The following is a 24,982-nucleotide window of genomic DNA, read 5'->3' on the forward strand; positions in this document are numbered from 1 at the left end:
TGTGACCTGATCGGAACGCAACATATCAGAGCTGAAAACCCATCGACTATGCGGCAACGCGAGATACAGAATGCCTTCCGTATTCTGAAATTCCGACGTCTCGACACGGCGCCTGGCGCGCCGTAGTGTTGCGGCGCAAGGCCGGGTGATCGGCTCGACGACAGGGGCAAGGATGGACGATCGGGTGCGGCCAGAGGAACGGAGTCGGCGTCGTGTGCTGGTCGCTGCCGTGGTCGGCGGACTCGGGCTGGCGGCGGCCGTGGTCCTGGGGCAACGCCCCGGATCCACCGAAGCGGTGGGCGACGCTGACGACGACCTGCAGACGGCACTGGACGCGGTGCCCTCCGGAGGGGAGTACGTGATCGACCGGGCCTGGACGCGTTCGCGGAGCCTCGTCGTCCGGCGTCCACTGCGGTTGCGGTTCACCGGCACCGGTGCCCTCCACATGACGACGGGGTCGAGTGCCCTCCTGGTGCAGGTGTCCGACGTCGAGATCGTGGACGCCGTGATCACGGGCGCCGGTGCCGACAGCGGGGCCCTCGGCCACGGGATCGCGGTGATGGGGCTTCACGGTGCTCCGCTGCACGGGATCGCCGTGCGACGCGGGCACTTCCGGGACATCCCGCACGACGGTGTGCACCTGGAGTACTGCGACCGATTCGAGATCACCGGGACGACCATGGAGCGCCTCGGGTACGCGGGCATCGTCGGGGTCGGCGTCGTCGACGGGGCCATCGACGGCAACACGGTGCGAGATGTCCGGCAGCCCGCGCGTCGAGTCAATTCCTACGGCATCTCCCTGACGCGTGACGCCCGGTACGCCCCCTCGGAGGCCCGCCGGTCGGCTCGGGTCCGGGTGACGGGCAACCGGATCGACGGCGTCCCCGCTTGGGAGGGCATCGACACGCACGCCGGCGAGGACATCGAGATCCGCGGCAACGTCGTGACGGGCTGCCGGGTCGGCATCGCCGCCGTGCCGTCGAAGGACCCCGCCGATCGGGAACAGACGAGCGTGGCGCCGATCGGACTGGTCATCGCGGACAACACCGTGACCAGGTCACCGGGTCTCGCACCGGGGTCCGCCATCATCGTGAGCGGTGCCGGAACGACCGTCGGTTCCACTCGGCCACGGGCAACGGGAGTGGTCTCGGGCAACGTCGTGACCGGTGGCGGCGGGTCCTCGGGTGAGGCGGGCATCCTGCTCAAGCTGACTCGGGGGATGGTGGTCGCCCGCAACCGGATCGAGGCGAGCGTCGACAACGCCGTCTGCCTCGCGCACTCGAACGCGTCGGTCGCGGTCCGTGGGAACCGCATCGTGGGGGTCGGTGGCACCGGGGTCGGGGTGAACGTCCGTGCGGGAGCGAACCACGGCGTGGTCACGCGGAACCACTTCGAGTCCGCACCGCACGCGCTGGCCGTGGCGGTCCGGTTCGGGGACGCGGACAACCGGTTCGCCGTCCGGCACAACACCTGGGGGACGGCACGGGTCCGGATCGCCCACGGCGGAGCGACGGTGACGACCGGCTGACCTCTCGCCCCCGACGCAGAGCACCCCCGGAGCCTCGTGGGCCCGGGGGTGTTCTGGTTCAGCGGTGGTGCGGCGATCAGCTCGCGGCGAGGGAGAAGGTGCCGGACTTCTTCGGGGTGCCGTTGACGGTCTGTTCGATGACGATGTCGAGCTTGGTGGCGCCCTTGGAGACGACGCGGTCGAACGACCAGGTGCCGTCGGCGGTGACCTGGTGGGTGCCGGGGACGATCTGGGTGCCGCTGGGGTTGAGGACCCGGAATGTCGCGCCGGGGGTGGCGGTGCCGGCGATGTGGTTCGAGACGCCAGCGGTCACCGTCTTCGTCGTGACCGTGACGTTCCGTTCCGCGGACGCGGCGAGGGAGAAGACGCCGGACTTCTTCGGGGTGCCGTTGACGGTCTGTTCGATGACGATGTCGAGCTTGGTGGCGCCCTTGGAGACGACGCGGTCGAACGACCAGGTGCCGTCGGCGGTGACCTGGTGGGTGCCGGGGACGATCTGGGTCCCGCTGGGGTTGAGGACCCGGAATGTCGCGCCGGGGGTGGCGGTGCCGGCGATGTGGTTCGAGACGCCGGCGGTCACCGTCTTGGTGGTGACCGTCACCGGGGCGACGGTCTGCGCCTCGGCTTCGAAGGCGATGTCCCGCATCACGGACGTGCGGCCGTCGGTGGTCGTCTGCGTGAAGGTGAGCTCGTACCCGGCCGTGCTGGTCAGGGCGGCCGAGGCCTTCCATGTCCCCACGCCGGAGCGCGCACCGGTGACCGGCGTCGTGAAGAGCTCACGGCCGCGCTGGTCGGTGGCGGTGATCGTCGCACCGGCCTCGGCCGTCCCCTCGAACGCGCGTGCCCCCGGCTTGTAGGTGTTGTCGTCCGTGATGCCGTCGACCTGCAGGAGACGGGGGAGGGCCACGCGCTCCGACAGGGACGAGAACCCCTGCCCGTCGAACCCGAGGTTCGCGATCTCGAGCTGCTTGCCGGTCTCCTGCGCGCGGATGACGTAGCTCCAGAGATCGCTGCGCGAGAAGCCGTCGATGACACGGTCGCCGTCGAGGATCCACAGGCCCGGAGCGCCGTCCGGTTCGCCGACGACCTGGACCCGGCCGTCGGTGTGGACGTAGACCGAGCGCAGTGTCGGCTTCGGCACGGACGCGTCCGTCGGGAGCTGCGCGAGCGGGGCTGCGGTGCGGCTCGAGGGTGTCCCGTCTGCCGCCTTCGCGACGACGTAGACCGTCGAGCCGATGCGTTCCTGCGGGACCTGTGCGACGTAGCCGGACTGGGTGAGGGTCGCTTCGGCGATCGTCGCTCCCGATGCGTCTTCGACGACGACCGAGCCGACGGACTCCGCGTACTGACCGGTCACCACGAACGAGCCGTCCAGGCGCCGTTCCGTGGTCTCGAGGGTGGGTGCGGCCGGGGCGTCGCTCGCGGACGGTGCGAACCGGACGTCGCGCAGCTCGTTGGTCCGACCGTCGGGCGTCGTCTGCGTGAGGGTGATCACGTGGTCGGCGTCGGCGAGGTCGGCGTCGGCGCTCCACGAGCCACTGCCGTTCCGAGCGTTGCTGACGTCGGTCGTGAACAGGGTGTCACCGGACACGGTGTCCTTCGCGACGATCGTGGCTCCTGCGGTCGCACTGCCAGCGAAGTGGGTCGTGCCCGGCGTGTACGTGTTCTGCTCCTGCAGTCCGTCGACACGGATGCTCCGCGGCATCGGGATGCGCTCACCGCGGGTCTGGGTGCCGTCGGCGGCGGTGTGGACCCGGATCACCTCGAGTCCGGCGTCCTGGTGACGGTCCTGCACGTTCAGGAAGAACAGGCCGCCCCCGGTCGAGCGGTCGTAGGCCTTGTTGCCGATGACGAGCCAGACGTCGTCCCCACCGGCATCCCCGGCGACGATGCGGGAGCCGAACGGCGTGCTCCAGTCCTGGTGGAACTTCGGGGCTGTCAGCGAGGGATCGACGGGAATGGCGTCGAAGTCGGGATTGTCCTCCTGCACGGTGGAGCCCGACGATGACGCGGGAGTGGTGGTGGCCGCGGTTGCGACGGCGGGCGTCAGCAGGCCGAAGCCGAGTGAGGCGGTGAGGACACCGCAGACGACTGCGGCGCTCCGGAACGAGGTGGATGCCATTGGGGGCTCCTTCTGGTGGGGGGGATTCCCAGTGTATTGACATGTGAAATACGCAGCCTGTTGATATCGCGAGTGCGATCACCACTCGCTCCGGTGCGGGCCGCCGCCGGGTACGCTGACGCGGTGCCAGACTTCGCCGACCTCTTCCGCCGACGCGACGACGACGCGCCCGACCTCATCGCGATCGACGGCACCGACCGCTTCCTGCTCGACGAAGCCCCGCACGTGCACGGCGACGCGCTCCGCCAACCCGGCGAGGTCGCGGTCGTCGACGACCGGTACGGGGTGCTGACGCTCGGCCTCATCACGCAGTACGGCGCGAGCGACATCCGCGTCGTGCAGGACTCCCTGGTGGGGGAGCGGGCGCTCGAGGCCAACGCCGGCACGTTCGGGCTGCGCGGCTTCCACCACCCCGACTCGCTCGAGGACGCGTTCCGCGACGTGCGGCTCGTGGTGCTGCGGCTGTCGAAGTCGCACGATCGCCTCGACGAGATCGCCCGCGCCGTCGCCCGGTTCGCCGCGCCCGACGTGGTGCTGCTCTGCGGCGGCAACGTGAAGTACATGCACGTGACGCAGAACGACGTGCTCCGGCGCTCGTTCGGCGAGGTTACGGCATCACGAGGCCGTGGCAAGTCGCGACTGCTCATCGCGCAGGACCCGCTCCGCGCACAGGCGAACCGCGCCGCCACGACGAACCCCTGGCCCCGGTCGGTGCACGTCGACGACCTCGGCATGACCCTGGTCGCCCACGGGGGTGTGTTCGCCGGGACGTCGCTCGACCAGGGCACGCGGGTGCTGCTCGACGCGATGGACCAGGCGGTCCCGACCGCGCGCACGATCGTGGACCTGGGGAGCGGCAACGGCGTGATCGCGGCTGCAGTCGCTCGTCGGCGACCGTCGGTGCGGGTGATCGCCACCGACGTGTCCCGCATCGCGGTCGAGTCGACGCGCGCGACGGCGGAGGCCAACGGCGTGGCCGACCGGGTGACGGTGCTGCGGACCGACGCGGGCGACGAGCTCGCCGAGGGGTCCGCACAGCTCGTGCTCTGCAACCCGCCGTTCCACGCGGACACCACGGTGACCACGGACACGGCCGAGGCGATGTTCCGGAACGCGGCCACGATCCTCCAGGCCGGCGGTGAACTGTGGTGCGTCTGGAACACGCACCTGCGCTACCGGCCGGTGCTCTCGCGCCTGGTCGGTCCGACCCGTGAGGTCGTCCGGACCCCGAAGTTCACGGTGACGGCCTCGGTCGCGACCAACCGGTGACGGCCTCGGTCGCGACCAACCGCTGACCGGCCACGGACGGCGAGAGCCGCCCGGGCTGACCCGGACGGCTCTCGCGACGTGGTGCGGTGGGGGACCGATCAGGCCGGCACGTAGTCGAACGTGTCGGGGTCGGGGCCCGTGCGGTGACCCTTGTCGAGGGCGGTGATGTCCGTCATGTCCTCGTCCGAGAGCTCGAAGTCGAAGATCGCGAAGTTCTCCTCGACGCGGGCACGCGTGACCGACTTCGGGAACACGATGTCGCCGCGTTGGATGTGCCAGCGGAGGACGACCTGGGCCGGGGACTTGCCGACCGACGAGGCGACGCGGGTGATGGTCTCGTCGTCGAGGACGAGGCCCTGCGCGATCGGGGACCAGGCCTCGGTCGCGATGCCGAGCTCGCGGTTCACGGCGCGGAGCTCGTCCTGCGCGAGGTACGGGTGCACCTCGATCTGGTTGACCGACGGCGGGACGTCGGTCTCGGCACGCAGGCGGTGCAGGTGGTGCGCCTGGAAGTTCGAGACACCGATCGAGCGGGCGGTGCCGGCGTGGTACAGCTCCTCGAGGGCCTTCCACGTCGGGACGAAGTCCGAGACGGTGGGCAGCGGCCAGTGGATGAGGAACAGGTCGGTGTAGCCGCCGAGCAGGTCGGCCGACTTCTTGCCGTTCTCCAGCGCCGCCTCGGGGGCGTGGAAGCCGTTGTTGAGCTTCGAGGTGACGAAGATCTCGGAACGGTCGATGCCGGACTCGGCGATCGCCTCGCCGACCTCCTTCTCGTTGCCGTACATCTCGGCGGTGTCGATGTGGCGGTAGCCGACCTCGAGCGCGGCCAGTGTGGCGGCCTTCGTCTCGGAGGGGTCGATCTGGAAGACACCGAAGCCGAGCTGCGGGATGGTCTTGCCGTCGTTCAGGGTGATGTTCGGAACGGTCATGGTGTCATGCAACCAAACGCCCCTCAGCGCCCATTCCGCCAACACCCAGGAACGGCGACCCCGGGCGTGCCGTTCATGCGAGCGCGGCCGTGATGTACGCCTGGAGGGCCTGGCCGTACGCGATCGCCGGCACCTCGGACGCGAAGCTGCGGTCGGCCCCGCCGATCGTCGCCGTCACGGTGAAGACCACGCGACCGCCGACCTGCACGCGGGTCAGTCCGATGAACGACGGCCCGAGCAGTTCGCGCAGCTGGTCCTCACGGGGGAGCCAGAGTGACTCGGTGGCGGTGACCGAGTCGAGCGCCCACTCGGTGGTGCCGTTGAAGCCGAGGATCGTGCCGGTGGGGGAGTCGTGCCGTTCGACGGTCATCTCGGACACCGTGTAGACGTCGTCGTCGATGCCGGGCTTGTCGATCACGAACCGGTCCCCGGTCTCGGGGTGCCAGCGGAGGCCGGCGTCACGGAGGGACCTGGCGAGTTCGACGGTGATCACGTTCCCACCTTGCCCGCGCGACCCGCCCCTGTCACCACCTAGGTTGCCGAAAGCATCCCGTACTAGCATCGCCGAGCACCCCTCGCGCGAGCGCAACCCGTTCGTGCGCGCGACGTGACGACGCCCGGGCAACCGGTGCCGAGCCTCCAGGCCGTGGGAACCGGCCGCGGGTCGGACCGCCGGTCGGCGTCCCCGACCGAGGCTGACGGACACCCTGCCGCCGAAGAGAAGGACCCGCATGACCCTCGAACGCGAGGAACTCCGCGACGACTGGACCGTGACGATGGCCGGAGGAACCGGTGCGCCGGACGGCGTCGCGGGCCGCACCATCCCGGCGACGGTGCCGGGTCAGGTCCACACCGACCTGGAGCGGGAGGGCCTGCTGCCGGACCCGACGTTCCACCTGAACGAGCAGGCCGCGAAGTGGGTCGGCCGCGCCGACTGGGCCTACCGCCGCACGGTCGACGTCGACCCGCGGGGCCACGAGCGCGTCGACCTGGTCTGCGACGGCCTGGACACGGTCGCGGAGCTCAGCCTGGACGGCGTCGTCGTGGGCACGACCCGCAACATGCACCGCCGGTACCGGTTCGACGCCCGCGTGCAGACGGGATCCGGCGGCACCACGAAGGACCTCGAGATCCTGTTCGAGTCGCCCTACCGCGAGGCCGGCCGGGTCGCCGCGAAGGCCGGCAGCATGCCCGGTCCGTACGACGAGCCGTTCCCGTACGTCCGCAAGATGGCGTCGAACTTCGGCTGGGACTGGGGGCTGACGGCGGTCACGAGCGGCCCCTGGCGGCCCGTCGCGATCGAGCGCTGGTCGACCGCGCGCCTGCGCGAGGTCCGCCCGCTCGTCGACGTCGAGGCCGGCGAGGGGGTGCTCGACGCGCACATCACCGTCGAGCGCTCCGGCATGAACGACCTGGACCAGGACGGCGAGGACGACGACCTCGTGCTCGTCGTCACCGTCAGCGGCGAGACCGAGGACGGCGGCACCACGCGCCAGCGGTCCCGCGCGCAGCTGACCCCGAAGGACGACGAGACCGTCGTCACCGTGCGCGTCCCCGAGGCGCGGCGCTGGTGGCCGCGCGGCTACGGCGCGCAGCCGCAGTACGACGTCGTGGTCGAGCTGCAGACCGTCGACGGCGAGGTGCTCGACCGCGACACGTTCCGCACCGGGTTCCGGTCCACCCGCATCGAGACCCAGGTCGACGGCATCGGCCGCCCCTTCGCCGTGCACGTCAACGGCACGCTCATCGACGTCCGGGGCGTCAACTGGATCCCCGACGACGTCATCGTCTCGCGCGTCGACCGTGCCCGACTGGAGTCCCGGCTGGGTGCCGCGGCCTCGCTCGGCACGAACCTCGTGCGCGTCTGGGGCGGCGGAGTGTACGAATCGCGCGACTTCTACGAGGTCTGCGACGAACTCGGTCTGCTCGTCTGGCAGGACTTCCCGTTCGCGTGCTCGGCCTACCCGGAGGTCGAGCCGATCCGCAGCGAGGTCATCGCCGAGGCGCGCGACAACGTCGCCCGGCTCGCCCGCCACCCCTCGCTGGTGGTCTGGAACGGCAACAACGAGAACATCTGGCTGCACGACGCCGACGGCTGGGGTGCGGAGCTGGGCGATCGTGGCTGGGGACTCGACTACTACCTCGACCTGCTGCCGACCATCGTCGACGCGGTCGACCCGTCGCGCTTCTACACGGTCGCGTCGCCGTGGTCCGGCTCCGAGTCGCTGCCCGCGAACGAGGTCGACCACGAGACGCACCACTCGTGGGACGTCTGGAACCGGCTGCCCGACACCGCCTACCGCGAGTCGGTGCCGCGGTTCGTGTCGGAGTTCGGCTGGCAGGCGCCGCCCGCCTGGCGCACGCTGCGCGACGCGGTCACGGACGCGCCGCTGCGGGTCGACTCGCCCGGTGTGGTCCACCACCAGAAGGCCGCGGACGGGATGGCCAAGCTGGCCCGCGGGCTGGAGCCGCGCTTCGGCGCGGTCGACCCGGCCGCGTTCGACGCGTGGCACTACCTGACGCAGCTGCAGCAGGCGCGGGCGATCGCGACCGGCATCGAGCACTGGCGCACGCACTGGCCGCGCAACACGGGCGTCGTGGTGTGGCAGTTGAACGACCTGTGGCCGGTGTCGTCGTGGTCGGCGATCGACTCTGCGGGTCGCCTGAAGCCGCTGGCGCACGAGCTGCGCCGCCTGTACGACGACGTGCTGCTGACGATCCGTCCGGTGTCGTCGGTGGCGGTGACGCCGGGTGCGGCCGGTACTGCTGGTGCGTCGGTCGCGGTCGCCGCGTCGGGTGCGTCGGGACCGTCGGGTGCGGAGCGGACTGGAGGCCCGGATCACCCGGGTGCGTCGCCTGCGGTCGGCGAGACGGCCGACCTGGGCGAGCTCGCGGACACGCTCTCGCTGGGCGTCTCACCCGGTGCGTTCGGGTCCTCGCCCGTCGAGGTGGCCGTCCGGTCGACCCGCACCGGGCACGACAGCGTGGTGCGGGTGCGCCGGATCACCACGGCCGGCACGATCCTGGCCGAGGCATCGCTGCCGGTCCGGCTGTCGTCGGCCGGCGTCGCGGTCGTCGCCCTGCCCGAGTCGGTCGGTGTCGTCGACGACCCGGCCAACGAGCTCATCATCGCGGACATGGACTGGCGCCGCGCGGTCTGGACCCCCGGTCCCGACGCCGCGATGCGGTGGGAGCCCGCGCGCTACCGGACCTCGTTCGCGGTGGTCGACGGTGGCCTGGACCTGACCGTCGAGGCCGACTCGCTCGTCCGCGACCTGCTGGTGCAGCCGGACCGGGTCGCGACCGACGGCACGGTGGACCGCGGGTTCATGACGCTGCTGCCCGGCGAGCGGGTGGTGTTCCGGCTCGGCGGTGTGACCGAGGCCGACATCCCGGCGCTCCGTGAGGCGCCCGTGCTGTGGAGCATCGACGGCGTCCTGCGGTGACCGGAGCGCTTCCCTGGGCGAACGGTGTCCGTTCCGAGGACCGGCCTGGGCATCCAGGGGCGGGGGAGTTACCATGGGGGGACACGGACTTCCGCCGCGGTGATCGACGACGATCAGTGGACGGCGACCAGTTCCAGACCAAGGAGTCATGATGCTCGGAAACCTGACCGGCCTTCACCTGCTGATCATCCTCGGGATCGTCATCCTGCTGTTCGGCGCGACCAAGCTCCCGGCCCTCGCCAAGGGCCTCGGCCAGTCGATCAACATCTTCAAGAAGGAGATGTCCGACGACGAGAAGAAGGCGCAGGCCAACGGCACGGCTCCGGACGGCACCGTGCAGAACAGCACCGTCCAGAACGTCCCCGCCGAGCCCGCCGCCGGTCCGGTCCTGAACCCGGGGCCGACCGCGCAGCCGAACACCGACTCCCGGCGTTAGGACACCCAGCCCCGTCCTGTCGGCAGCCCCCGCGACCACTTGGGTCGCGGGGGCTTCGTCGTGCGGGATCGACCGCGGGGTACCCGGTGCCGCAGGATGAGCACATGACCGCTCCCGTTCCGGCCCCCGTGCCGCACGGCGTCGCGCCGCTCCGGGACGACCGGCGGATCGTGCTGGTGGTGGCGATCCTGGCGTCGTTCGTCGTCGGGCTCGACTCGAGCGTCGTGAACGTCGCACTCCCCGCGATCCGGCAGGAGCTCGGCGGCGGACTCGTCGTGCAGCAGTGGGTCGTCGACGCGTACCTGGTCACCCTCGGCTCGCTCATCCTGGTCGCCGGCAGCCTGTCCGACCTGTTCGGCCGCGTCCGGATCATCACGTGGGGGCTCGTGGTCTTCGGCATCGCGTCCGTGGTGTGTGCGATCGCCCCGACCGGCGAGGTGCTCATCGTCGCCCGGGCGCTGCAGGGCGTCGGCGGGGCGCTCGTCATGCCGAGCGCGCTCGCCCTCATCGTCGCCGCGTTCCGCGGGGCGGCGCAGGCGAAGGCCATCGGCACGTGGACGGCGTGGTCGAGTGCAGCCACGATCCTCGGTCCCGTGGTCGGCGGGCTCGTGGTGGACGGCATCGGGTGGCGGTGGGTCTTCGTGCTCACCGCGGTGCCGATCGCCGTGACGATCCCGCTGGTCCTGCGCATCACCGGTGACGTGCACCCCGCTGTCCGCCCGCGCATCGACGTCGTCGGGGCCGTGCTCGCCGTGGTGGGTGTCGGCGGTGTCGTGCTCGGGCTCATCGAGCAGGAGCGGTTGGGGTGGGGTGCGCCCGTGGTGGTCGGCGCGCTCGTGCTCGGCGCCGCCGCACTGGTGGCGTTCGTGCCGTGGGAACTGCGGGTGACCCGGACGACGGGGTCGCCGCTCGTGCCGCTCGAGCTGTTCCGGGCGCGGAACTTCACGGTCGGCAACCTCGCGACGCTATCCATCTACGGGGCGCTCGGCATGGTGTTCTTCGTCGTCACCCTGTTCCTGCAGGAGGTCTGGCGGTTCCCGGCCTGGCTCGCCGGCCTCGCGACGCTGCCGCCGACGATCATGCTGCTCGCGCTGTCCACCGCCGTCGGGTCCTTCGCCGGTCGGTACGGTCCGCGGTGGTTCATGGCCGCCGGGCCGGCGGTGGGCGCGGTCGGGGCGCTCCTGCTGCTGCTCGCCGGCGACGACCCGAACGGCTACTGGTGGTCGGTGTTCCCGGGGCTGGTGCTGATCGGCGTGGGCATCGCCCTGATGGTCACGCCCCTGACCAGCGCGGTGCTCGGGTCGGTGCCGCAGTCCGAGGCCGGGTCCGGTTCGGCCGTGAACAACGCGGTCGCGCGGATCGCCGGACTCGTGACGGTGGCACTGGCCGGCGTGGTGCTCGGCGGTGAGGTGAGCGTCGACGGGCTGCACCGGGCCATGGTGGTGATGGCGCTCCTGCTGGCGGCCGGTGCTGTCGTCTGCGCCGTCGGTATCAGGAATGTCCCGGAGCGCACGTAAGTTGAGTGGAGTAGACTCAACTCCAGGACCACCGCAACGAAAGGACGGAACGCATGGCGAACCTCCAGGGCGCTCCTGACTCGCAAGAACGACAGAAGACCGCCCTCGAGCAGTACGGCATCGACCTCACGGCGATCGCCCGCAGCGGCAAGCTCGACCCCGTGATCGGCCGCGACTCCGAGATCCGGCGCGTCTCCCAGGTGCTGACGCGGCGCACCAAGAACAACCCGGTGCTCATCGGCGAGCCCGGCGTCGGCAAGACCGCCGTCGTCGAGGGGCTCGCGCAGCGCATCGTCGCCGGGGACGTCGCCGACTCCCTCAAGGACAAGCGGCTCATCTCGCTCGACATCTCCGCCCTCATCGCCGGCGCCAAGTACCGCGGCGAGTTCGAGGAGCGGCTCAAGGCCGTGCTCAAGGAGATCAACGACTCCGACGGGCAGGTCATCACGTTCATCGACGAGCTGCACACCCTGATGGGTGCCGGGGGTGGCGAGGGATCCGTCGCGGCGTCGAACATGCTCAAGCCGATGCTCGCCCGTGGGGAACTCCGGCTCATCGGCGCGACGACCCTCGACGAGTACCGCGAGTACATCGAGAAGGACGCCGCGCTCGAGCGTCGCTTCCAGCAGGTCTACGTCGGTGAGCCGAGCGTCGAGGACGCCGTGGCGATCCTCCGCGGACTCAAGGAACGCTACGAGGCGCACCACAAGGTGACGATCAACGACTCCGCGCTGGTCGCGGCCGCGAGCCTGTCGAACCGGTACATCTCCGGCCGGCAGCTGCCCGACAAGGCCATCGACCTGATCGACGAGGCCGCGAGCCGACTCCGCATGGAGATCGACTCCAGCCCCGTCGAGATCGACGAGCTGAAGCGGAACGTCGACCGTCTGCGTGTCGAGGAGTTCGCGCTCAAGCAGGAGAAGGACGACGCCTCGAAGGCCCGGCTCGAGACCCTGCGCAACGAGCTGCGGACCCGCGAGGAACGGCTGGCCGAGCTCGAGCAGCGCTGGCAGGCCGAGCGCGCGAGCCTGAACCGGATCGGTGAGCTCAAGCAGCAGCTCGACGACCTGAACATGCGGTCGCAGCGAGCCCAGCGCGAGGCCGACTACGAACTCGTCTCCCGACTGGAGTACGGCGAGAAGCCCCGCATCGAGGCCGAGCTCGCCGCCGCCGAACAGGCCGAGAGCGCCGACCGGATGGTGAACGACAGCGTCACCGACGAGGACATCGCCGCCGTGATCGCGCAGTGGACGGGCATCCCGCTCGGCCGGCTGCTGCAGGGTGAGACCGAGAAGCTCCTGCACCTCGAGAGCGAGCTCGGCCGCCGGATCATCGGGCAGCGCACCGCCGTGACCACCGTGTCCGAGGCCGTTCGTCGCACCCGCGCCGGCATCTCCGACCCGGACCGCCCGACCGGTTCGTTCCTGTTCCTCGGCCCGACGGGTGTCGGCAAGACCGAGCTGGCCAAGGCGCTCGCCGAGTTCCTGTTCGACGACGAGAAGGCCCTCGTCCGCATCGACATGAGCGAGTACGGCGAGAAGCACTCCGTGGCCCGCCTGATCGGTGCCCCGCCCGGGTACGTCGGGTACGAGGCCGGTGGACAGCTCACCGAGGCGGTCCGCCGCCGTCCGTACTCGGTGATCCTGCTCGACGAGATCGAGAAGGCCCACCCCGAGGTGTTCGACGTGCTGCTCCAGGTGCTCGACGACGGGCGACTGACCGACGGCCAGGGGCGCACCGTCGACTTCCGGAACACGATCCTCGTGCTGACGTCGAACCTGGGGTCGCAGTTCATGACGGACCTGTCCCTGAGCGACGCGCAGCGGGAAGAGGCGGTCCGTGAACTCGTGCAGCAGGCGTTCCGGCCGGAGTTCATCAACCGGCTCGACGACATCGTGGTGTTCCAGGCCCTGACGGCCGACGACCTCGGGCAGATCGTGTCGCTCTACGTCGACCGGCTGGCCCGCCGTCTGACCGACCGCCGACTCGAGCTCGCCGTCACTCCCGAGGCACGCGGCTGGCTGGCCGAGCGCGGGTACGACCCGCTCTATGGTGCGCGGCCGCTCCGCCGCCTGATGCAGCGGCAGATCGACGACCGGTTGGCGCGCGCCATCCTGTCGGGTGATGTCCGCGACGGTGACACCGTCCGGGTGGACGTCGCGGCGGACGGCGACGGCCTGACGGTCGAGCCCTTCGAGCTGGCCGAGATCGTCGAGGAGTAGCCCACCACGACGGACAGGAGGCCCGTCACCGGTTCCTGGGACCGGTGACGGGCCGTTCGTCTACCGTCCACGGCATGCCTGAGATCCGCGCGATCCGTCGCCTCACCGACGCCGTCGAGCACGCGAGTGTGCTCGACAAGGCCGTCGACATCGACCGTGCCGTCGTGAACGCCCTCGCCAAGCCGAAGGCGCTGCGCCAGCTGTTGCACGGTGTGCCGTTCGGCCACCCGATCCACCCGCTCATGGTGCAGGTACCCCTCGGTGCCTGGATCTCCGCCGCGGTGCTCGACCTGGTCGGCGGGAAGGGCAACGCGAAGGCGGCCAAGACCCTGGTCGGCGTCGGGGTCGTCTCGGCGAGCAGCGCCTCGGTCGCCGGCTACGTCGACTGGTCCGAACTGAACCGCGAGCAGCTCCGCACCGGATGGGTGCACCAGGCCGTGAACTGGACCGGTCTGTCGCTGTACGGCCTGTCGTGGCTGCAGCGGAAGCGCGGCAACCACGGCGCCGGCAAGCTGCTCGGCTTCGCGGGTCTCGCCGTCGTCAGTGTCGGCGGGTACCTCGGCGGACACCTGTCCTACCGGCAGCGTGCCGGCGTCAGTGACCACGGTGAGGTGCCGTTCGACGCCTGATCCGTTTCCCAGGTCCGTCAAAGGTACGTCACGTGTGATGTATCGATGCGCGTACTCGTGGTGGACGACGAACGGGCCCTCGCCGACCTGGTCGCGACGGGCCTGACCCGGCAGGACATGGCGGTGGACGTCGCCTACCGCGGCGACGACGCCGACGAGCTGCTGGCGGTGCACGACTACGACGTCGTCGTGCTGGACCGTGACGTCCCCGGGCTGCACGGCGACGAGGTCGCCCGGCGGCTCACCGCGCGCGGCGCACTCACGCGGATCCTCCTGCTCACCGCCGCGACGACGTTGAGTGACCGTGTGCACGGGCTCGAGCTCGGTGCCGACGACTACCTGACCAAGCCGTTCGAGTACCCGGAACTCGTCGCCCGGGTCCGCGCACTCGGTCGGCGGAGCGTCGCACCCGTCGCCCCGGTGCTCGAGCGTGCGGGGTTCGTCGTCGACACGAACCGGCGGATGGCCACGCGCGACGGACGGCCGCTCGACCTCACCTCGAAGGAACTCGGGGTGCTCGAGACCCTCCTCCGCGCGGACGGTCGGATCGTCTCCGCCGAGCACCTGCTCGAGAAGGTCTGGGACGTGAACACCGACCCGTTCACCGCCGCGGTCCGCGTGACGATGTCGAAGCTCCGCCGGAAGCTCGGGGACCCGGACCCGATCCGGACGGTGCCCGGCCAGGGCTACGCGCTGTGAGCCGGTGGGCCCGGGGCTGGAGCATCCGGACCCGGACGGCCCTGACGTTCGCGCTCGCGGCCATGGCGCTCGCGACCGGGGTCGTCCTGTTCACGAACACCATGTCGTTGGCCGGTGTCGGTGCCGGCCTCGACACCGCGGCCGTGCAGCGTCCGCCGTCCGGATCACCGGGCGCCACGACCGCTCCGGCCCCGATCGAGGTGGACGGAGCCGACGACGACGGTGCGGTGGCGGTGATCCGGCTCGTGGCCGTGCAGCAGTGGCAGTGGTCCGCGATCGGGATCGCGGGTGCCGGGCTCGCGGCCGGGGGCATCGGCTGGCTCGTCAGCCGCCGGGTCCTCCGGCCCATCGACCGGATCACCGCGACCACGAACCGCATCTCGGCGTCGAACCTGCACGAGCGCATCGCCCTGAACGGTCCCGACGACGAACTCCGGCGGCTCTCGCGCACCGTCGACGACCTGCTGGCCCGCCTGGAGACCGCGTTCGAGAGCCAGCGCCGGTTCGTCGCCCAGGCGTCCCACGAACTCCGGACGCCCCTGGCGGTGCAGCGCGCGGCGGTGCAGATCGGCCTGCACGACGACGCCGACCCCGCGGAGGTCCGAGCGGTCCGGGCGGAGCTGCTGGAGCAGAACCGCCGCACCGAGCGGTTGGTCGAGTCGTTGCTCGTGCTCGCCGAGGCCGATCGTGGCCTTGCGGGCGCGACGCGTGCGGTCGACCTCGACGAGGTGACCGCCGAGGTCGTCGCGGGGTCGGCCCGGGACGCGGCCGAGACGGGGGTGACGCTGACCCACGAGCGCCGCACCGGGCCTCCCGGCCTGGTCGTCCCGGGGGAGCCGACGCTGCTGCGGCAGCTGCTCGGCAACCTGGTCGGCAACGCCGTCGAGTACAACGAACCCGGCGGCGCCGTCCTGGTGACCACGGAGCCGGACGGGTTCGTCGTCGAGAACGGTGGGCCGGTGGTCGCGGCGGACGAGGCGGAGCTGCTCGTCGAACCGTTCCGCCGCGGCGGGACGGACGACGCACGCGGCCAGCACAGCGGTCTCGGGCTGTCGATCGTGGCCGCGATCGTGCACGCGCACGGGTGGCAGCTGTCGATCACCGCACGGCCGATCGGCGGGCTGCTCGTGCGGGTCCGTGTTTCGTCGGTGCAACCCGACGTGCACGCGGGGCGAAACAGCCGTTCCGGTGTGCTGGAGGCATGAACCACACCACGAAGACGACCACCCGGCGCACCCGGTCCCTGATGAGCGCGGCCGCTGCCGTCGTCCTGCTGCCCCTGTTCCTGGTCGGCTGCTCGGACGCGTCACCGGACGCGTCACCGGACGCCGGCGGGACTGCGGCGTCCGGCGGTGCGGCACCCGGCGTCGCCCTCGCCGAGTGCATGCGCGACCGCGGCTACGACATGCCCGACCCGGGCACCGGCGGTGGCTCGATGCAGCTCAGCGCACCCGACGGCGTCGATCCCGAGCAGTACCAGGAGGACCTCAAGGGCTGCCTCGACGACTCCGCAGCGGCCGGGGACGCGCAGGCCGCGCAGCCGATGCCGGGCAGCGAGGAGATCGCGAGGAAGACGGCGGAGTGCCTGCGGGAGCAGGGGTTCCCGGACTTCCCGGACGACCAGGAGGCGCAGACCCGGTTCCAGCCGGACGACCAGCAGGCGTTCGACGAGGCCGCCCACACCTGCACCGACGCGGCCTTCGAGGCCGTCCAGGGCGGAGCCGGGTCGTGACCCACCGTCGCGTCCGTCGCCGGGTGATCGTGTCGGTGTGCCTCGTCGCGGCGGTGGCCGCCAGCGGCGGCGCATGGGCACTCACCACGGTGCCGAGCGGTCCGGGAGCCTCGGCCAGCAGCGGGTCCCGAGGCAGGACCGCGTCGACCGGAGCCACCGCCACGGTCACGCGCGGCGACCTGACCGACTCGAAGGTGTTCGCCGGGACGCTCGGGTACGGCGCGGGGAGGGGGGTCCCCGGTGCCGCCGCCGGCACGATCACCTGGCTGCCCCGTGCGGGTGACGTCATCGAACGCGACGGGGCCCTGTACGCCGTCGACGAGCGGGACGTCCGGTCGATGTACGGCACCGTGCCGCTCTGGCGGGACCTTCAGCGTGGACTGCAGGGCGCCGACGTGCGGCAGCTCAACGAGAACCTGGCCGCGCTCGGGTACGACGTGTCCGTGGACGACCGGTTCGGTCCACGGACCGAGCGAGCCGTCCGGCAGTGGCAGCAGGACCGCGGACACGAGGTGACCGGGGTGCTGACGGCGGACGGCGTCGCCTTCGTGGACGGCGCGGTCCGGGTCGCCTCGGTCGACGGTCGGCTCGGGGAGCGGATCGCCGGCGGAGCCGGAGCGGGAGCGGGTGCCGGTGGCGCTGGTGCGGCGGCCGGCGCGGGTGCGGCGGCCGACGTCCTGCAGGTCACGAGCACCCGGCGTGTCGTCACGGCGACCGTGCCCCAGCGCGACGCGGAACGGCTCGCGGTCGGCACCGACGTCGAGGTCCGGGTGAACGGTGCCGGGGCGGCGATGCCCGGTTCCGTCGTCGACGTGCAGCCGACGACGAGCGAGGACGGCGGCACGGCCGTCGACGTCTCGGTGTCGTTCGACCCCGGGAAGCGCACGTTGCCCGCGGCAGCCTCCGCGCAGGTCGATGCGAAGGGCACCACCGAGCACGACGTCCTGTCCGTGCCGGTCGCCGCACTCGTCGCGGGCGCCGGTGGTCGGTACGCCGTCGACGTCGTGCAGCGGGACGGCACGACGGAGCGGGTCCGGGTCGAGCCCGGCTTCAGCGCGGACGGACGGATCGCGGTCACGGGTGACCTGGCCGCCGGCGACCGCGTGGTGGTGCCCGGATGAACGCCGCCGTGCTGCGATCCGCCGCCGTGCGGCCCACTGCCGCCGTGCTGCCGCCGGACTCCGTCCTGTCACTCCGGGACGTCACGAAGACCTACGGCGACGTCGGGGCCCTGCGCGGGGTGTCGCTCGAGGTCACCGCGGGTGAACTCGTCGCGGTCGTCGGCCCGTCGGGGTCGGGCAAGTCGACGATGCTCAACGTCGTCGGGACCCTCGACCGTCCCACGTCCGGCACGGTGACGATCGCCGGCAACGACGTCGCGACGATGTCCGACGACGCCCTGTCCGGACTCCGTGCCGACCACATCGGGTTCGTCTTCCAGCACTTCCACCTGCAGGCCGGCGCGACCGCCACCGAGAACGTCGCCGACGGCCTGCTCTACCAGGGCGTGCCCCGGCGCGAGCGGCACCGACTGGCGGTCGAGGCCTTGGGACGAGTGGGCCTGGCGCACCGGGTGGACCACCGACCGCACCAGCTCTCCGGCGGGGAGCGCCAACGCGTCGCCATCGCGCGGGCCGTCGTCGGCGACCCGACGATCCTGCTCGCCGACGAACCGACGGGTGCGCTCGACACAGCGTCCGGTGCCGCGGTGGTCGAGCTCCTGCGCGAGCTCAACGCGGCGGGCACGACGGTCGTGGTCATCACGCACGACCTCGACCTGGCGGCGTCGCTGCCCCGGCAGGTCCGGATGCGCGACGGCATGATCGAGCCCGAGGTCACCCGATGAGCCGGCGTCGGTCCGTGGGCGCGGTCGACCTGCTCCGCCTCGGCGTCTTCGGGCTGCGGACCCGGCCCGGACGTGTCGTGCTGTCGGCGCTGGGCATCGCGATCGGCATCGCGGCGATGCTCGCGGTCGTCGGGATCTCGTCGTCGAGCAAGGCGAAGGTCGACCAGGTGCTCGACACGCTCGGCACGAACGTGCTCACCCTCACCCAGGCGCAGGGCCTCGGCGAACCGGTCCCGTTGCCGTCCACCGCACTCGAGTCGGTGCTGCGGCAGGACGACGTCGAGTCGGCCGCCGCCGTCGGCACCGTGCCGGACACCGGCGTGTACCGGAACGACCGCGTGCCGGCGCCCGAGACGAAGGGCCTCGGGGTGCTCGCCGCGTGGGGCGACGTGCCACGGGTCCTCGGCGGGCAGCTCGCAGCCGGGCGGTGGATCGACGACGCCGCCGGGGCGCCGCCGCAGGTCGTGCTGGGGGCACGGGCGGCCGCGGTCCTCGGCATGGAGGACCTGCATCCGGACAGCCGGGTCTGGATCGGCGGGCGGTGGGTGCAGGTGGTCGGGGTGCTCCACCCCGTCGCGCTCGCCGAGGACCTCGACTCGCGGGTGTTCGTGCCCCGCGGGTTCGCCGGGCAGCTGGGCTTCGACGGGGCCCCGACCGCGGTCTACACGCGCGTCGACCCGGCGCACGTCGAACGGTCGAGGGACCTGCTCGCCGGTGCGGTCCGACCCGGGGCACCGCAGGACGTCGGCGTGACACGGCCGTCGGACGCGTTGGCCGCGAAGGACGCCACGGACGACTCCTTCACCGGGCTGCTGGTCGGCATCGGCGGGGTGGCGCTGCTCGTCGGGGGCATCGGGGTGGCGAACACGATGGTGATCACCGTCCTGGAACGCCGCGCCGAGGTCGGCGTCCGTCGTGCGCTGGGCGCCCGTCGTCGGAGCATCCGCGACCAGTTCCTGGTCGAGTCGTTGCTGCTGTCGTTCCTGGGCGGCTTGGCCGGTGTCGTGCTCGGCGTCGCGGTGACGGTGGTGTTCGCCGTCACGCAGGGGTGGCCGGTGGCTCTGCCGGTGTGGGCCGTCGTCGGGGGACTCGGCGCCACGGTCGTCATCGGCGGGGTCTCCGGGCTCTACCCGGCGGCACGCGCGGCGCGGATCCCGCCGACGTCCGCCCTGGCGGCCGTCTGACGCGTGCGGTGGACGCGCGCACGGGAGGCCCGGTGCCGGTCCGGCGGACCGGCACCGGGCCTCCAGGCGGTCGCTTCCCCACACCGGACGCGAGTCGCAGATCATGCCTGGTCATGACCACCTGGTCAAGCATCTGCGTCGATCTGTTCGACATCCGTGATGCCCCGGAAACACGCGGATCGAAAGCGGTCACAGGGACCGATCCAACGGTTGACAAGGGGCCGTGCAGGGTCTTCTATTGCGAATACGCAACGTCCTTTCATAAAGGTCGGACCAAGGGAGTCATCGTGACACGAACGCGTTTCGCCGCACTCGGTGCGCTCGCCCTCGCAGGCGCGCTCGCCCTCACCGGGTGCTCCGCCGGGAGCAACGCCGCTTCCGACGGCGGCACGAAGTCCATCGGCACACCCGATGGCAAGGGCAAGACCATCACCGTCTGGATGATGAACGGCGACCTGAGCGACAAGGTGCTCGACGCCGCCGGCAAGCAGTTCACCGCCGACACCGGGGCGAAGGTGAAGATCCAGACCCAGCAGTGGGACGGGATCACCACCAAGCTCACCACGGCGCTCGCGCAGAGCGACGCCCCCGACGTCGTCGACCTCGGCAACACGCAGGTGCCGGTCTACGCGGCAGCCGGCGGGTTGACCGACCTGACGCCGTACCGCGACGAGCTCAAGGACGGCCAGACCTGGCTCACCGGGCTCGAGGGCCCCGCTACCGTCGACGGCAAGCTCTACGGGGCGCCGCTGTTCGCCGGCAACCGGGCCGTGGTCTACGACAAGCAGGTCTGGAAGGACGCCGGCGTGACCGACGTGCCGACCACCTACGACGAGCTCACGGCCGACCTCGACAAGGTCAAGGCCGCCAACCCGGCCAGTGACTTCTCCGCCTTCTACATGCCCGGGCAGTACTGGTACGGCGGGCTGCAGTGGGTCTGGGACGCCGGTGGCGAGATCGCCACGGACAAGGGCGGCAAGTGGACCGGCACGCTCGACTCCGCGGACGCGGTGAAGGGCCTGACCGCCTGGAAGGACTTCCAGAACGCGTACTCGGCGAAGTCCACCCAGGACATCAACACCGACAAGCCCTCGCAGAGCGACGTCTTCGCACAGGGCAACACCTCGGCGTTCCTCGGGTCCGCCTGGGAGATCGGCTCGATCACCACGGCGAAGCCGGAGCTCGCGGACCGCATCGGCACGTTCCCGATGCCGTCGTCCACGGCGGGGAAGACGCAGCCGGTGTTCCTCGGCGGCTCCGACCTGGGGATCCCGGCCAAGGCGGAGAACCAGGAGCTCGCGCTGTACTACCTGAAGATCCTGACCTCGAAGGAGTTCCAGCAGGTCCAGGTGTTCGGGGTCGACGGCTGGGAGCCGAACTCCACCGAGCTGCTCGACGCGGTCGCCGGCGACGTCGACGAGCTGCACAAGCCGTACTTCGAGGCGGCCGGTACGAGCCGACCGACCCCGGCCACCCCGGGCTGGGCCACCATCGAGGGTGACGCCTCGTTCCAGTCGATGTTCGCCGACGTCGCCACGGGCCGGAAGTCGCCGGAGCAGGCCGCCGAGGGCTTCTCGAAGCACCTCACGACCGCGCTGAACGCGCAGCCGTAGGCGATGACGTCCACTGCGGAGCCGGTGACCGACGCGGAGCAGCCCGCGCCGGTCACCGGCGGGCAGGCCGGCGGACCGGTTCAGGGTCCGTCGCGGGGTTCCCGTCGAGGCGGGCGGGGCACGGGTCGTCGGTCGCCGGTCGGGTCGCGGGCGCCGCTCGTCCTGCTGGCCCCGGCGGCGCTGCTGCTCCTGGCCCTCGTCGTCTACCCGCTCGTCCGGCTCGTCGTCATCTCGTTCCAGGACTACGGGCTGCGGGCGATCTTCACCGGGCAGGCCGGGTTCACCGGGCTGACGAACTACACGGACGTCCTGACCGACGCGTCGTTCTGGCCGGTCATCCTGCGCACCGTGCTCGTGACGGGCGCGATGGTCCTCGGCACGATCGTCATCGGCATGGGGGTGGCGCAGCTGCTCACCCGTCTCGGGGTCGCGATGCGCACGGTCGTCAGCGTCGTGCTCGTGCTGGCCTGGGCGATGCCGAACGTGGCCTCGAGCCTGGTCTGGCAGTGGCTCTTCCAGCCGTTCTACGGCGCGCTCAACTGGCTCATCACGCAACTGCGGGTGTTCGGGGATCACACGCAGGACAACTGGGCGTCGCACCCGGGGCAGGCGTACACGATCGTGCTGACGCTCGTCATCTGGCAGGCCGTGCCGTTCGTGGCGCTGACGCTGTACGCCGCGCAGTCCCAGATCGCGCCGGAGTACTACGAGGCCGGTGCACTCGACGGGGCCTCGGTCTGGACGATGTACCGCGCGATCACGCTGCCGGCCCTCGCACCGACGCTGCTGCTCGTGTCGATCCTGTCGGTGATCTGGGACTTCAACGTCTTCAACCAGATCTGGCTGCTCACCCGCGGCGGACCGGAGGAGGCCACGCTGACCCTCGGCATCTGGACCTTCGTGCAGTCGTTCGTGTCCAACGCCTACGGGCAGGGCGCGGCGATCGCCGTGATCTCGACCCTGATCCTCGGGGTGCTCACCAGCTACTACATCCGCCGGCTCGTCCGCAGCGGTGAGGAGGACCTGTGACCGTCTCGAGAACGACGCCCCGTGCGGGGAGCGCATCCGCGCCGGGCCCTGTGCGGGTGCGCAAACGCAAGCCGCGCATCGTCGCGAACACCATCGCCGTGGTGTTCTGCCTGGTCTGGGTGTTCCCGATCTACTGGATGGTGAACACGGCCTTCAAGCCCGCCGACGAGGTCACCACGATGACCCCGATCTGGGCGCCGCTGCACCCGACGCTCGACAACTTCACACGGGCGCTCACGCAGGAGGGCTTCCTGGTCTACCTGCGGAACTCCACCATCGTCGTGGTGGCTGCCGTGCTGCTGTCGATCGTCGTCGGGTTCCTGGCGTCGGCGGCACTGTCGCGGTTCCGGTTCCGCGGACGGCGGGCGATCCTGGTCGCGATCCTGTTCGTGCAGATGATCCCGTCCGGCGCACTGCTCATCCCGCTGTTCCTGTCGTTCCAGACCCTCGGGCTGCTGAACAGCTACGTCGGGCTGATCCTGGCGTACGTGGCGAGCGTGCTGCCGTTCTCGATCTGGGTGATGCGCGGCTTCTTCGTGGCCGTCCCCGTCGAGATCGAAGAGGCCGCGAAGGTGGACGGCGCCGGCACCTTCCGGATCCTGTGGAGCGTGCTGTTCCCACTCGTCATGCCCGGGGTCATCGCCACGAGCGTGTTCGCGTTCATCGCGGCGTGGAACGACTACCTGATCGCGTACGTGATGCTCAAGGACCAGGGGATGTACACGCTGCCGGTCTGGCTCGCCGGGTTCTCGACGAACAAGGGCACGGACTTCGGTGGGCTGATGGCGGCGAGCGTGCTGTTCTCGATCCCGGTCGTGGTGTTCTTCCTCATCGTGCAGCGCCGGCTGGTCAGCGGGATGACTGCGGGTGCCGTGAAGGGGTAGCGCTCGGACGGCCGGCACCTGTGGACGTGTTGGTTGCATGTCGGAACGGTTGCGTTCTTGTGGGTTTCAGACGTACAGTGCTCGAAACCCAACGGAACGAAGGAGTTCGGGCATGTACGCAACCGAGCGGCACACCGCCATCGCCGCCGAGCTGCAGTCCGCCGGTCGTGTATCGGTCGCCGGTCTGGCCGAGCACTTCGACGTCACCACCGAGACCGTTCGCCGTGACCTCGACGCCCTCGAGTCCGCCGGGGTCCTGCGCCGGGTACACGGGGGAGCGGTCCCCGTCGGCCGCTCGAGCGTCGTCGAACTGAGCGTCGCCGAGCGCGAGGGCCAGCACGGCACCGCGAAGTCCGCCATCGCCCGCGCCGCGATGCGCCTGGTGCCGCCGACCTTCACCGGCTCGATCGCCCTCGACGCCGGCACCACCTGCGCCGCCGTCGCCTCCGAGCTCGCCCGCTGGGAGCCCGAGGTCGCCGGCTCGACCATCACCGTCATCACGAACTCGGTGCCGATCGCCGCGACCCTGCAGCACAGCGAGCACCTCGAACTGCACCTGCTCGGCGGCCGCGTCCGTGGCGTCACGAGCGCCGCCGTCGGCACGGCCACCGTCGAGCAGATCGGCGCGCTCCGGCCCGACGTGGCGTTCATCGGCACGAACGGCCTGTCCGCCGGCTTCGGTCTGAGCACCCCGGACGAGTACGAGGCCGCCGTGAAGGGCGCCTACGTGCTCGCCGCCCGACGGGCCGTGGTGCTCGCCGATGCCGCCAAGCACGGCGTGGAGGCCCTGATGCGGTTCGCGCGCCTGGACGAGATCGACACGCTCGTCACCGATGAGCAGCCCCCGGCCGACCTCGCCGGCGCGCTCGCCGACGCCGACGTCGAGGTGGTCGTCGCGTGAACGCCCGCATCGTCACGGTCACCCCGAACCCGTCCCTCGACCGCACGATCGAGCTCGCCGGTGAACTGCAGCGTGGCGCCGTCCAACGTGCGACCCGGTCCACCGCCGAACCCGGCGGCAAGGGCGTCAACGTCTCTCGCGTGGTCGTCGCGAGCGGCGGGGACACCGTCGCCGTCCTGCCCGGCGACGAGCTCGACCCGGTCCTGCTCGGCCTGGCCACCCGCGGCATCCCGACCGCCGCGCTGCCGATCGGGGCGCCCCTCCGCTCGAACGTCACCGTGACCGAGCCGACCGGCACCACGACGAAGCTCAACGAACCCGGCCCCTCGCTCGCCGGCCGCCTCGACGACCTCGCTGCGCTGGTCGCCGACACCGCCGCTGCGACCGCCACCGGCCCCGCCGCACGCTGGGTCGTGGTCGCCGGGTCGCTGCCGCCCGGTCTGCCCGACGACGCACTCGCCGTGCTCGTCCGGGCCGTCCGTGCCCGCCACGGTGCGGACGTCCGGATCGCCGTCGACTCGTCCGGGGTGCCGTTCACCGCGCTGCTGCAGTCCGGCGAACGGATCGACCTGGTGAAGCCGAACGCCGAGGAACTCGCCGAGGTCGTCGGCGGCGACCCCGAGGAGTACGAGCGCGACCTCGACGCCGCGGTCGCCGGAGCCCAGCGGCTGCGGCGGAAGAACGTCGGCACGGTCCTGCTCACCCTGGGCAGTGCCGGCGCCGTGCTGGTCTCAGACGAAGGGGCCTTCGCCGCCGCCGCACCGAAGATCGTCGCCCGGTCGACCGTCGGAGCGGGGGACTCCTCCCTCGCCGGCTACCTGCTCGCCGAGGTCGCCGGAGCCGCACCCGAGCAGCGTCTCGCACAGGCCGTCGCCACCGGTGCCGCGGCCGCAGCCCTGCCCGGCAGCGACGTGCCGGCACTCGACCACACCGACCCGACGGCGGTCTCCGTCCGGGTGCTCCACACGCACCCGGCCCCCGAGCCCGCCTGATCCC

The 24,982-nt window shown here is 71.4% G+C and carries 21 protein-coding genes; 18 read left to right on the top strand and 3 right to left on the bottom strand.

Features of this window, described 5'->3' with window-relative positions; translation table 11 throughout:
- Positions 1-214 precede the first annotated feature (214 nt).
- A complete protein-coding gene (locus tag DEJ05_RS11055; protein ID WP_181440708.1) occupies positions 215-1,528 on the top strand; it encodes a right-handed parallel beta-helix repeat-containing protein in 1,314 nt (437 codons plus the stop codon).
- Between the two features lie 76 nt (positions 1,529-1,604).
- Here the strand turns inward: DEJ05_RS11055 and DEJ05_RS11060 are convergent, their stop codons facing one another.
- A complete protein-coding gene (locus tag DEJ05_RS11060; RefSeq protein WP_111110428.1) occupies positions 1,605-3,650 on the bottom strand; it encodes a hypothetical protein in 2,046 nt (681 codons plus the stop codon).
- 123 nt (positions 3,651-3,773) lie between these two features.
- On the opposite strand from DEJ05_RS11060, the gene DEJ05_RS11065 reads away from it, so the two are divergent.
- Positions 3,774-4,919 (top strand): class I SAM-dependent methyltransferase, encoded by a 1,146-nt coding sequence (locus DEJ05_RS11065; protein ID WP_071404391.1) that lies wholly within the window; start codon positions 3,774-3,776, stop codon positions 4,917-4,919.
- Positions 4,920-5,017: 98 nt separating this feature from the next.
- Here the strand turns inward: DEJ05_RS11065 and DEJ05_RS11070 are convergent, their stop codons facing one another.
- Positions 5,018-5,848, bottom strand: coding sequence for an aldo/keto reductase (locus tag DEJ05_RS11070; RefSeq protein ID WP_111046181.1), 831 nt, complete (start codon positions 5,846-5,848; stop codon positions 5,018-5,020).
- A gap of 73 nt (positions 5,849-5,921) precedes the next feature.
- Positions 5,922-6,341 (bottom strand): hypothetical protein, encoded by a 420-nt coding sequence (locus DEJ05_RS11075; RefSeq protein WP_027464885.1) that lies wholly within the window; start codon positions 6,339-6,341, stop codon positions 5,922-5,924.
- Positions 6,342-6,579: 238 nt separating this feature from the next.
- On the opposite strand from DEJ05_RS11075, the gene DEJ05_RS11080 reads away from it, so the two are divergent.
- The 16 genes from DEJ05_RS11080 (at position 6,580) to DEJ05_RS11155 (ending at position 24,978) form a co-directional block, all read left to right on the top strand.
- Positions 6,580-9,294 (top strand): glycoside hydrolase family 2 protein, encoded by a 2,715-nt coding sequence (locus tag DEJ05_RS11080; RefSeq protein WP_111110429.1) that lies wholly within the window; start codon positions 6,580-6,582, stop codon positions 9,292-9,294.
- Positions 9,295-9,442: 148 nt separating this feature from the next.
- The gene (gene tatA / locus DEJ05_RS11085; RefSeq protein WP_375334837.1) at positions 9,443-9,730 is read left to right on the top strand and encodes a twin-arginine translocase TatA/TatE family subunit; all 288 of its coding nucleotides are present in this window, start codon (positions 9,443-9,445) and stop codon (positions 9,728-9,730) included.
- Between the two features lie 104 nt (positions 9,731-9,834).
- Positions 9,835-11,247: an MFS transporter gene (locus DEJ05_RS11090; protein ID WP_111088444.1), complete on the top strand. Its 1,413-nt coding sequence runs from the start codon at positions 9,835-9,837 to the stop codon at positions 11,245-11,247.
- A gap of 53 nt (positions 11,248-11,300) precedes the next feature.
- Entirely contained in the window at positions 11,301-13,469 is a 2,169-nt protein-coding gene (locus DEJ05_RS11095) for an ATP-dependent Clp protease ATP-binding subunit (RefSeq protein WP_084740532.1), read from the top strand.
- A 74-nt stretch (positions 13,470-13,543) separates the two neighbouring features.
- A complete protein-coding gene (locus tag DEJ05_RS11100; RefSeq protein WP_071404319.1) occupies positions 13,544-14,098 on the top strand; it encodes a DUF2231 domain-containing protein in 555 nt (184 codons plus the stop codon).
- A 45-nt stretch (positions 14,099-14,143) separates the two neighbouring features.
- Positions 14,144-14,797 carry a response regulator transcription factor gene (locus DEJ05_RS11105; RefSeq protein ID WP_111029730.1) on the top strand — a complete coding sequence of 218 codons (654 nt, stop codon included), beginning with the start codon at positions 14,144-14,146 and terminating at the stop codon, positions 14,795-14,797.
- A complete protein-coding gene (locus DEJ05_RS11110; protein WP_111110430.1) occupies positions 14,794-16,002 on the top strand; it encodes a HAMP domain-containing sensor histidine kinase in 1,209 nt (402 codons plus the stop codon). Before DEJ05_RS11105 ends, DEJ05_RS11110 begins: the two co-directional genes overlap by 4 nt.
- Positions 15,999-16,529, top strand: a complete 531-nt coding sequence (locus DEJ05_RS11115; protein ID WP_111110431.1) for a hypothetical protein — start codon at positions 15,999-16,001, stop codon at positions 16,527-16,529. Before DEJ05_RS11110 ends, DEJ05_RS11115 begins: the two co-directional genes overlap by 4 nt.
- A complete protein-coding gene (locus DEJ05_RS11120; RefSeq protein ID WP_111110432.1) occupies positions 16,526-17,650 on the top strand; it encodes a peptidoglycan-binding protein in 1,125 nt (374 codons plus the stop codon). Before DEJ05_RS11115 ends, DEJ05_RS11120 begins: the two co-directional genes overlap by 4 nt.
- Complete coding sequence (locus tag DEJ05_RS11125; protein ID WP_258376138.1) at positions 17,647-18,375, top strand: ABC transporter ATP-binding protein; 729 nt, start codon at positions 17,647-17,649, stop codon at positions 18,373-18,375. The genes DEJ05_RS11120 and DEJ05_RS11125 overlap by 4 nt, the downstream gene beginning before the upstream one ends.
- On the top strand, positions 18,372-19,559 hold the full coding sequence (locus tag DEJ05_RS11130; RefSeq protein WP_181433327.1) for an ABC transporter permease: 1,188 nt from the start codon (positions 18,372-18,374) through the stop codon (positions 19,557-19,559). The genes DEJ05_RS11125 and DEJ05_RS11130 overlap by 4 nt, the downstream gene beginning before the upstream one ends.
- Before the next feature lie 287 nt (positions 19,560-19,846).
- Positions 19,847-21,172, top strand: coding sequence for a sugar ABC transporter substrate-binding protein (locus DEJ05_RS11135; protein WP_220037018.1), 1,326 nt, complete (start codon positions 19,847-19,849; stop codon positions 21,170-21,172).
- Between the two features lie 3 nt (positions 21,173-21,175).
- Positions 21,176-22,201, top strand: a complete 1,026-nt coding sequence (locus DEJ05_RS11140) for a carbohydrate ABC transporter permease (protein WP_111110434.1) — start codon at positions 21,176-21,178, stop codon at positions 22,199-22,201.
- A 56-nt stretch (positions 22,202-22,257) separates the two neighbouring features.
- Positions 22,258-23,085, top strand: a complete 828-nt coding sequence (locus DEJ05_RS11145) for a carbohydrate ABC transporter permease (RefSeq protein ID WP_071404328.1) — start codon at positions 22,258-22,260, stop codon at positions 23,083-23,085.
- Positions 23,086-23,197: 112 nt separating this feature from the next.
- The gene (locus DEJ05_RS11150) at positions 23,198-23,986 is read left to right on the top strand and encodes a DeoR/GlpR family DNA-binding transcription regulator (RefSeq protein ID WP_071404329.1); all 789 of its coding nucleotides are present in this window, start codon (positions 23,198-23,200) and stop codon (positions 23,984-23,986) included.
- Positions 23,983-24,978, top strand: a complete 996-nt coding sequence (locus tag DEJ05_RS11155; protein ID WP_071404330.1) for a 1-phosphofructokinase family hexose kinase — start codon at positions 23,983-23,985, stop codon at positions 24,976-24,978. Before DEJ05_RS11150 ends, DEJ05_RS11155 begins: the two co-directional genes overlap by 4 nt.
- Positions 24,979-24,982 lie beyond the last annotated feature (4 nt).

Origin of the sequence: Curtobacterium sp. MCLR17_045, from assembly GCF_003234405.1 — a bacterium.
GTDB lineage: Bacteria > Actinomycetota > Actinomycetes > Actinomycetales > Microbacteriaceae > Curtobacterium > Curtobacterium flaccumfaciens.